The organism is Streptomyces hygroscopicus subsp. hygroscopicus, from assembly GCF_001553455.1.
GTDB classification, from domain to species: domain Bacteria; phylum Actinomycetota; class Actinomycetes; order Streptomycetales; family Streptomycetaceae; genus Streptomyces; species Streptomyces hygroscopicus.
Genome location: NZ_BBOX01000116.1, coordinates 75,752 through 84,101 on the forward strand (window position 1 = coordinate 75,752; position 8,350 = coordinate 84,101).

The 8,350-nt window shown below is 69.7% G+C and carries 9 protein-coding genes and 3 pseudogenes; 9 read left to right on the top strand and 3 right to left on the bottom strand.

Annotation, left to right across the window (positions count from 1 at the left end):
* Positions 1-4: 4 nt before the first annotated feature.
* The 5 genes and pseudogenes from AXW62_RS13235 (at position 5) to AXW62_RS46655 (ending at position 3,705) form a co-directional block, all read left to right on the top strand.
* Entirely contained in the window at positions 5-400 is a 396-nt protein-coding gene (locus tag AXW62_RS13235; protein WP_214516857.1) for a RidA family protein, read from the top strand.
* Between the two features lie 48 nt (positions 401-448).
* Positions 449-1,153 (top strand): MFS transporter, encoded by a 705-nt coding sequence (locus AXW62_RS13240; RefSeq protein ID WP_079105312.1) that lies wholly within the window; start codon positions 449-451, stop codon positions 1,151-1,153.
* 27 nt (positions 1,154-1,180) lie between these two features.
* Entirely contained in the window at positions 1,181-2,209 is a 1,029-nt protein-coding gene (locus AXW62_RS13245) for an NAD(P)-dependent alcohol dehydrogenase (RefSeq protein ID WP_060944697.1), read from the top strand.
* A gap of 71 nt (positions 2,210-2,280) precedes the next feature.
* A pseudogene (locus AXW62_RS13250) lies at positions 2,281-2,819 on the top strand (YbhB/YbcL family Raf kinase inhibitor-like protein).
* Positions 2,820-2,853: 34 nt separating this feature from the next.
* Positions 2,854-3,705 carry a fumarylacetoacetate hydrolase family protein gene (locus tag AXW62_RS46655; protein ID WP_214516858.1) on the top strand — a complete coding sequence of 284 codons (852 nt, stop codon included), beginning with the start codon at positions 2,854-2,856 and terminating at the stop codon, positions 3,703-3,705.
* 143 nt (positions 3,706-3,848) lie between these two features.
* Here the strand turns inward: AXW62_RS46655 and AXW62_RS40865 are convergent.
* A pseudogene (locus tag AXW62_RS40865) lies at positions 3,849-4,165 on the bottom strand (molybdopterin-dependent oxidoreductase); the annotation flags it as partial.
* A gap of 51 nt (positions 4,166-4,216) precedes the next feature.
* On the bottom strand, positions 4,217-4,741 hold the full coding sequence (locus AXW62_RS13265) for a GNAT family N-acetyltransferase (protein WP_060944700.1): 525 nt from the start codon (positions 4,739-4,741) through the stop codon (positions 4,217-4,219).
* A gap of 517 nt (positions 4,742-5,258) precedes the next feature.
* Between AXW62_RS13265 and AXW62_RS13270 the strand changes: the two genes are divergently transcribed.
* The 3 genes from AXW62_RS13270 (at position 5,259) to AXW62_RS44455 (ending at position 6,632) form a co-directional block, all read left to right on the top strand.
* Positions 5,259-5,504 (top strand): hypothetical protein, encoded by a 246-nt coding sequence (locus AXW62_RS13270; protein ID WP_060944701.1) that lies wholly within the window; start codon positions 5,259-5,261, stop codon positions 5,502-5,504.
* A 375-nt stretch (positions 5,505-5,879) separates the two neighbouring features.
* On the top strand, positions 5,880-6,254 hold the full coding sequence (locus tag AXW62_RS13275; RefSeq protein ID WP_063817574.1) for a Pycsar system effector family protein: 375 nt from the start codon (positions 5,880-5,882) through the stop codon (positions 6,252-6,254).
* Positions 6,255-6,476: 222 nt separating this feature from the next.
* On the top strand, positions 6,477-6,632 hold the full coding sequence (locus tag AXW62_RS44455; RefSeq protein WP_169808130.1) for a hypothetical protein: 156 nt from the start codon (positions 6,477-6,479) through the stop codon (positions 6,630-6,632).
* Positions 6,633-6,838: 206 nt separating this feature from the next.
* On the opposite strand, the pseudogene AXW62_RS40875 reads toward AXW62_RS44455, so the two are convergent.
* Positions 6,839-7,111, bottom strand: a pseudogene (locus AXW62_RS40875) (TetR/AcrR family transcriptional regulator); the annotation flags it as partial.
* On the opposite strand from AXW62_RS40875, the gene AXW62_RS13280 reads away from it, so the two are divergent.
* Positions 7,110-8,078 carry an NADP-dependent oxidoreductase gene (locus AXW62_RS13280; RefSeq protein ID WP_060944702.1) on the top strand — a complete coding sequence of 323 codons (969 nt, stop codon included), beginning with the start codon at positions 7,110-7,112 and terminating at the stop codon, positions 8,076-8,078. The pseudogene AXW62_RS40875 and the gene AXW62_RS13280 overlap by 2 nt on opposite strands.
* The last annotated feature ends 272 nt before the right edge of the window (positions 8,079-8,350 follow it).

The following is an 8,350-nucleotide window of genomic DNA, read 5'->3' on the forward strand; positions in this document are numbered from 1 at the left end:
TCCGTTGCCGACGTATGAGAACCCGAAGGGTCTCGGAGATCCTCTGAGCGCCTACGCGCATGTGGCCCGTGCCGGGGATCTGATCTTCGTCGCCGGCCAGTGCGGTTTCCTCGAGGACAACTCCGTGGCCGGGCCGGATGTGCGCAGCCAGACCCTGCGCGCCTATGCCAACGTGCGCACCGCACTGGAGTCCCAGGGCGCGTCGATGCGCGGGGTGGTGCGCTTCGTGACGTACCTGACGTCCTCGGACCATGTCGCCGGGTTCTATGCGGCGCGCGAGGAGTTCTTCGCCGAGCATTACCCGGACGGTGGGCATCCGCCGAACACCTTGCTGATCGTCAAGGGACTGGTCCGCGCGGACCTGCTGGTCGAACTCGACGCCACAGCCTGTCGTCAGTGAGAACGAGCCATCATGTCGTCGATCAGAGAATCGATAGATCGCTCGAGAATGACCGCGTTTCAGGCCGGGGTCGTCGGGATGTGCCTGGTCATCAACCTCTTCGAGGGTTTCGACGTCCTGGTGATCGCGTTCGCGGCGTCAGGAATCGCCAAGGAGTGGTCGCTCACCGCGTCCCAGGTCGGACTGCTGTTGAGCAGCAGCCTCGTCGGTATGGCACTCGGCTCGGCCCTCATCGCTCCGCTCTCCGACCGGATCGGCCGGCGGCCGCACACGCTGATCTGCCTGGCTGTCTGCGCCGTGGGCATGCTCCTCGCGACGGTGAGCACCGGCTTCTGGTTCCTGGGAGTGTGCCGCCTGCTGACGGGACTCGGTGCCGGGGGCATGGTGGCCGGTCTCCCCGTGATCATCACTGAGTACTCACCACGGCGCTTCCGGGGCACGATGATCGCCCTGTACGGGACCGGCTTGCCGGTCGGCGGGATGCTGGGCGGTTCGGTCGCCGTGCTGGTGACGTCCGAATACGGCTGGCGAGCCGGCTTCCTCGTCGGTGCCGTGCTCACCTTCGCCATCCTCGTGGTCGTCGCCCTGGCCCTGCCCGAGTCGCTGGACTACCTGATCAGCCGGCGGCCGGAGGGCGCGCTGGAGAAGGTCAACAAGCTGCTGGGCCGGATGCGGCTGCCCGCGGTGGAGGCGCCCGAGAGGTGGAGCCGGACCTCTACCGAACCCGCGGGATCGCTCTCGCCGGTCAGCTGATTCCCTCACACCGATCAAGGAGAACTCATGCGCGCTGTGCGGCTGCACGACTACCAGAAGCCGCCGACGGTGGAGGACGTACCGGAGCCGACGCTCTCCAGCCCGCTGGATGTGATCGTGAAGATCGGTGGCGCCGGCGTCTGCCGCACCGATCTGCACATCATCGAGGGGCAGTGGGCCGAGGCGATGGGGCCGCAACTCCCTTACACGCTCGGCCACGAGAACGCCGGCTGGGTACAGGAGGTCGGCGAGGCGGTCACCAACGTCAAGGTCGGCGACACGGTGATCCTGCACCCCCAGCCGTCCTGCGGGCTGTGCCTGGCCTGCCGGGCCGGCCGGGACATGCAGTGCTCCGACGCGGTCTTCCCCGGAGTGTCGAACCACGACGGCGGCATGGCCGAGTACCTGCGCACCACGGCGCGCGGCTGCGTCAAGCTGAACCCGGACACCAACCCGGCCGACGTGGCGGCGCTGGCCGACGCGGGGATCACCGCCTATCACGCGGTGCGGCAGGCCGTCCCACTGCTCCACCCGGGCACGGTCGCCGTCATACAGGGCGCCGGCGGGCTCGGCCACATCGGCATCCAGGCCGTGGCCGCCCTCACCGCCGCGAAGATCATCGTGGTGGACCGCAACCCCGAGGCGCTGAAGCTGGCCGAGGAGCTCGGTGCGGACGCGACCGTGCCGGCCGGCGACGATCACGTCGAGGCCGTCAGGGAGTTCACCGGGGGCCGGGGCGGCGATGTGGTCTTCGACTTCGTCGCCGAGCATGGCGCGGAGAACGACGCCTTTGCGATGACCGCCCCGGCCGGATCCCAATACGTCATCGGCTATGGAGGCGAACTGCGGATTCCCACCCTCGACCTGGTGGCCGGCGGGAAACAGGTGGTCGGCAACATCGTCGGCACCTACAACGACCTCGTGGAGCTGATGGCCCTCGTGGAGTCCGGCAGGGTCACCCTGCACACCAAGAAGTACCCGCTGGACGCGGCGGCGGAAGCGCTGGACGACCTCGCCCACGACCGGGTCAGAGGCCGCGCGATCCTGGTCCCCTGAACCCCACCCCCACCACACGCCGGGGCGGGACGGCCCGCCGCACGGTGCCGCGAACGTGAGGGCGAGTCCCCATGTACGTCAACGATCCCTTCGCGCGGTTGCCCGAGGTTCCGAGCTTCACGCTCAGCAGCGAGGACGTCAGCGATGGCGAGCCCCTGCCCCTCGCTCAGTGGTCGGTCATCTTCGGTGTCCCCGGCGGAGGGGATGTGTCCCCGCAGCTGGCCTGTCCGGCGCGCCGGAGGGCACGAAGGGCTACGCGGTGACGGTGTACGACCCGGACGCCCCTACCGGTTCCGGCTTCTGGCACTGGTCGGTGGCGAACATCCCCGCTTCCGTGACCGAGCCGGCGAGTGACGCGGGCAACGGCACGGGCGAACTGCTCCCGCCTGGTGCCGTGCGACTCCCCGGCGACGCGGGAGCGGCCCGGTTCATCGGCGCCGCGCCACCTGCTGGTCACGGCCCGCACCGCTACTTCATCGTGGTGCAGGCCCTCGACGTGGAGGACATCGGTGTGGAAGCGAACACCACGCCCGCCTTGCTGGGCTTCCGCATATCCGGCCACGTCCTGGGCCGCGCGGTGCTGACCGCGACCGCCGAGACCGCCGTCTGATCATCCGCGCCCTCATACCCAGGGAGAGGGTTTCATGCGCATCGCCAATCTCAACGGCCGCGCCCACCTGTTGAGCGGCCCGGGCGCGATCGACACCGCCCGGGCCAGCGGCGGGCGGTTCGGTCCCGATCCGATGGATCTCTTCGCCCACTGGGATGCCTTCCGCACTTGGGTCCGCACCGACGGTGTCCACCCCGCCGCGCCGTATCGACGCGAGGACTTGGGCGCGCCGGTTCCCCGTCCGCGCCAGGTCTTCGCCATCGGGCTCAACTACGCCGAACACGCGGCGGAGACCGGCCTCGAGGCAGCCAAGGGGATGCCTTCGGTATTCACCAAGTTCACCAGCTCCCTGACCGGCCCTGCCGGTACGGTCCACCTCACCGGACCATCGGTCGACTGGGAAGTCGAACTCGTCGTGTCGATCGGCAAGGCAGCACAGCACGTCGCGGCCGCCGATGCCTGGGAGCACGTCGCGGGCGTGATGGTGGGGCAGGACTTCAGCGACCGCGATGTGCAGATGAGCGGAACCCCTCCGCAGTTCTCCCTCGGCAAGAGCTACCCCGGTTTCGGCCCGACCGGGCCGGCGCTGGTATCCCTCGACGAGACCGCCCCGGACACCCCGCTCCGGCTGCGATGCTGGGTCAACGACGAACTCGTCGCTGGGTCAACGACGAACTCGTCCAGGACGGCAGCGCGCTCACGCTTGCCGCCAACGCCGCCCGTGCCGCGACGAGTTCACGGTCCGGGTACTGCAGCAGCAGAGAGCACAGCCGCAGCAGCAGGGCGCGCGCCGCGTCCTCCTTGTGCGCCGTGGGAACGACATATCGGTCGGCGTACTTCGCGACGGCGAGCAGCCGCTGCAGATCCTCCGTGTCCCGCAGGGTGAGGCCCACAGCCCTCAGCGCGGCCTCGTCGCCCGGCTCGCCGAGGACGCGTGCGCGCATGTAACGGGCGCAGCGCCGCGTGTTCCTCGTCGGAGCCGAGGCCGGAGCCGAGGCCGGAGCCGAGGCCGGAGCCGAGATCGGAACGGAGGTCGGCGGTGGTGAGGAAGCCGCCCGGGACGAACCCGCGCTCGTGTTCGCGCAGGGTCACCAGGAACGGCGCGTCGGTGAATGTCCTCACGTAGTCCCGGAAGTAGGGGATGTCACGGTCGACCAGGAACTCGCGCAGGACACGTGCCCCATCGCCATCGCGAGCGCCCCGTCAGTTCCCGGGTGCGGGGCGAGCCACTCGTCGGCGCACTTCACGTTGTCGGCGTAGTCGGGGCTGACCGCGACGACCTTGGTGCCGTTGTAGCGCGTCTCGGTGAGGAAGTGCAAGCAGAGCTGACCGTCAGCTTCGGGAGTACCGCAGCCACGAAACAAGTGGTCTGCGGCAATCGTCTGTCCGTGGTGATCTCACGAGTGCGGCAACTTGATCCAGTATCGCCGATGCGGGCCGAAGTCCCCGTCGCGAATGGACTCCAGGGCGCCACAGCAGCGCTCGATCGTGTGCGCTGAGGCACGGTTGTCCGCGGCGCAGACCAGGAGCACCCGGTTCAACCCCCGGATGTGCCGGGCCTCGTGGAGCATCTCGCGGAGTGCCCAGGTCGCCACGCCGCGTCGGCGCGCGGTGGGTCGGACTCCATAGCCGATGTGTCCCCGCAAGGCGTCGTCGTGGTGCCGAATGGCGATACCCCCGAGGACCCGGCCGTCCGAGACGATCCATCGGTGCGATCCGTGGGGATGGTCCGGGCACGGCTGGGCCGCCGGATGGTGTTGGCGCAGCATCCGGTCCACCCAGGCGGCGAAGCCGACTGATGAATCGATTTCGTCGGTTGGCTCGATGCCGAAGCCGTCCTCGTGCAGGCCAGGCCCCCAGTCGGCACGGCAGTCCTGGAACTCCGTGTAGAGGCTGGTCGTGGGTTCGATGAGCTGCAGCATGTTGCGACACGGTAATCGTGGTGCTGGAGCTGAGCCAGGCCTTGCCAAACGAGCTCAGACGGCCCCTGAACTGTGGAAAACGGCCGTCGTAGTGGGGGTACGAAGGGCTCCCGGCGAGGGTCGCCGTGGCTCCGACAGAGGGGTGGGGCGGCTGGTCATCGGACCGCGTCGGCTGGGCAGCCATAGCACCTCTACGCCGGGCACATGATCCGCATCACACTCCTGTTGTGCGGCCAATCAAGTGGCCGGATGCCGATGGGCGCCCGGGGCGAGAGCGGTGGGCTCGCAGGTGAGTCGGCGCATGGCCTCTGGTGAGGACGGGACCATCCGCCGTCGCATCTCGTCAGCAAAGCCACCGAGGAATACCGCAAGTACGAACCAAGCGGTGTGCGCCAATCCTCTGCGCATCCAGGGCGTTTGCGACCCTGCCACCAGGGCTTCGAGCCCAGCCCCGACACCTACACGACCTCCGCGGCCACGCACCGTCTGGCCGCCTGACCGGAGAGGACACCAGCCAATGAGCACCGCCACCCTTGCCGCCTTCACCGAGCCGGACGGCCCCAAGGATCTGCTGATCCGGTTCATGACGGTCGGTGGCTCGCACGTGGACGTCACCGGCCCCGGTCAGCACTCCGGCAAGAACCGCTGGAACTGCCATGGCTGCGGCGACTCCTCCGACCGGCCGGAGCAGGACTACCTGTTCCGCATCCGGCCGGACGCCAACAGCCACGCCGCCGCCTGCCGCGCCATCCCGCTGACGTGACCACCAGCCGTCCGCCCCCGCCCTGCTGCTCGCCGTCCCGCTCGCCGCGGCGATGGCCGCCGTGCTCAAGGCCAGTCACCTCAAGCTCTGCGCCGACCGGCACCGCATCGAGATCACGGCCCGGCCTTGGCCCAACTGCCCGCACTGCCACGGCGAGGGCGGCCCGTGGACCGGCGGTGCCTTCACGCATCCGGCTCCTGCTCCTCCCGGCCTGGCCGGACGAAGTTCCGTTCTGACGCACCGACGCACCGAAGCCATCGAGGCGGCCCGCACTACCACGCGGGCCGCCCCTGCTCACGTCACGACGAGGAGAACCTGCCCATGACGACCCTCATGGCCCCGCCGCCGTCATGGACAAGAACTTGGACAACGCCTGTGCCTCGGTCGCCAGCGAGATCGGCCGGCCGGACGGACGGCAAGGCGTCCTTACTGCTCGCCTTCACCGGCGCCGTCCTCGCGTTGGGCGCGGCCGCCGTTCTACTGCTCCTGGTCGTGAGGCCCCGCCTGCGCGGCCATGACCGCGCATCCTTCCGCTACTGGGCGCGCCTGGACGACGATGAGACTATCGCGGGCATGCAGGGCGGGACCCGCGCTGCCCGTATCCGCGCCATGTCCGGCATCGCCGTCGGCAAGTTCCGCCAGCTGCGGTACGCGGTCGACCTGAGCCTGGCGGCTCTGGCCCCTGCTGCTGGCCGCCGCCTGCGGCCTGATCTGAACGGTGGCCGCCGTGACCACCCGGGCCCGTGTTGACCGTGCCTGCGCATCGGCCTGCATCGTGATGCTCGCTCTCCAGTAGCTCGAGGACGACCTCACCAGCGACGACATCACTGCCCAGGAACTCGCGGAGATCGTGCGCGAGCTCCACCGCGAAGCCGACTCGCAGGAATGCCTCTTCCGCACCCTGGCGCAGCTGCTCACTGCCGCCGCCCGGGCTGCCGACCGACTCGAGCCAGACCGCGACGGTGATGCCTCGTGCCTGCTGCACGAGGCCGTCGCAGTGCGTTGGCTGTCCAGCCCGGCCTGCTGGATGCCCGCGGCCGCATCCTCGCCGAGGTCCTGTTCCTCGAGGGACACCTCGCCGGGGCCCGCGCGAACGGACTCAGCCCCGAGCTGATCGATGCGCTGTAACGAACCGTCGACCACACCCACGAGCTGGCCGTGCTCCTGGCCACCGCCGCCCGCACCACCACAGGACCGGAGATCAGCGGCCTCTGAACCCCTGTCCCGGGGCCGGCCGCTGGTCGCTGCATCGCAACGGCCGGGGCCTGGTTGGCGAGCAAGTCGTGGGCGCCGTTCGTGAGGCGGACGACTTGGTCGCGGTAGACGGCCTCCACGAGGGACTCGCGGGTCGGGAAGTGGCGATAGAGCGTCCCGATGCCCACACCGGCCTCGCGGGCGATGGCGCGCAGGGATGTCTCGGCGTCGGGCGAGGCGAGCATGCGTGTCGCGACCTCGAGCAGCTGATCGCGGTTGCGGGCGGCGTCGGCTCGCGTCGCTCGTGGCTTCGAACTCGTCAAACGGATCACGCTCCGGTTATGCTGGGTGCCATAAACGGAGCATAGTCCGCTTCGGGTGGCTCCACGAACACGAGGAAGCGAATAGGACATGCAGCAACACGGCAACACACTCCGAGACGGCGTGAGCAGGGCTGTTCTGCTCGACTCGTTCGGCGGCCCGGAGGTCTTGGCCCTCAAGGACGTGCCTGAGCCCCAGGCGGGCGACGGGCAGATCCGCATCCGTGTGTCAGCGGCCGGGCTGAACCCGATGGACTGGTTCATGACTTCCGATGCCGAGACTGCGGCACGGTTCGGTCTGAGCCTGCCCTGTGGGTTCGGGACCGATTACGCCGGAGCCGTGGACCAGGTCGGTGGCGGCGCGAGGGGCTACGCGGTCGGTGACCGCGTGTTCGGGACGGCCCTGTCCCGGGCGGTCGCCGACCATGTCGTCCTCGATGCGGACGGGAACATCGCCAGCGGCATCGCCCACCACACCCCGGACGGCGTTGACGACCGCACCGCCGCCACGCTTGCGATCGCGGGCAGCACCGCGTCCGCCGCTCTCGACGTCCTTGACCTCGGTCCAGACGACACGGTGCTGATCGGCGGCGCCGGCGGCGGAGTCGGAGTGTTCGCAGTCCAGCTGGCACGGATCGCAGGCGCGCGTGTCATCGGGACCGGCTCGCCGTCGTCTGCGGAGTACTTGCGAAGCCTCGGCGCCGAGCCGGTCGCGTACGGCGAGGGCCTGGCCGACAGGGTCCGCGACCTCGGTGCGGGCGCCGTCACCGCAGCCCTGGACCTGCACGGAACGGACACGGTGCACGTCGCGCGCGAGCTGGGAGTCCCGGACGACCGCATCTGCACCATCGCGGGCCAGGTCGACGGCGTTCCCGCCGCCAACGGCGCCAACGCCGCGCCCGACGCTCTTGAGGGCATCGCGCGCCTTGTCGCGGCCGGCCGCCTGCGTGTACCCCTGGCAGCGACCTACCCTGTCGAGGACATCCGCACGGCCGTCGAGCTCCAGGCGGCCCGGCACGTCCGCGGCAAGGTCGTCATCGACCTCCGCCCCCAGCCCTGACAGCGCGGGCCGGACTCAGGAGCGTGCGACGCGGCACGCAGACACCGCCTGAGTTCCGGTCCATGCAGCCGGGCCGGGCAGCAGGGCCGCACCGACGAGATGGCCGACTGCGGGTGAATGGGGTGATCGTCAGCGTTTCCTGCGGGCGATGTCTGCCCTGTAGCCGAGTCTCGTGTTGCCGGCGTCGTGGGACCGGGCCGCCGCGCAGGTGACAGAGATGCCCAGTACGTCGCTCAGCACCGACGCCGGTATCTAACCTTCGCGTTTCACTT

What these genes read in the sequence shown, in the direction of transcription:
- AXW62_RS13245 (WP_060944697.1), top strand. Translation starts at nt 1,181, where the DNA reads ATGCGCGCTGTGCGGCTGCACGACTACCAGAAGCCGCCGACGGTGGAG.
- AXW62_RS13265 (WP_060944700.1), bottom strand. Translation starts at nt 4,741, where the DNA reads ATGCTGCAGCTCATCGAACCCACGACCAGCCTCTACACGGAGTTCCAG.
- AXW62_RS13240 (WP_079105312.1), top strand. Translation starts at nt 449, where the DNA reads ATGACCGCGTTTCAGGCCGGGGTCGTCGGGATGTGCCTGGTCATCAAC.
- AXW62_RS46655 (WP_214516858.1), top strand. Translation starts at nt 2,854, where the DNA reads ATGCGCATCGCCAATCTCAACGGCCGCGCCCACCTGTTGAGCGGCCCG.
- AXW62_RS13270 (WP_060944701.1), top strand. Translation starts at nt 5,259, where the DNA reads ATGAGCACCGCCACCCTTGCCGCCTTCACCGAGCCGGACGGCCCCAAG.
- AXW62_RS13280 (WP_060944702.1), top strand. Translation starts at nt 7,110, where the DNA reads ATGCAGCAACACGGCAACACACTCCGAGACGGCGTGAGCAGGGCTGTT.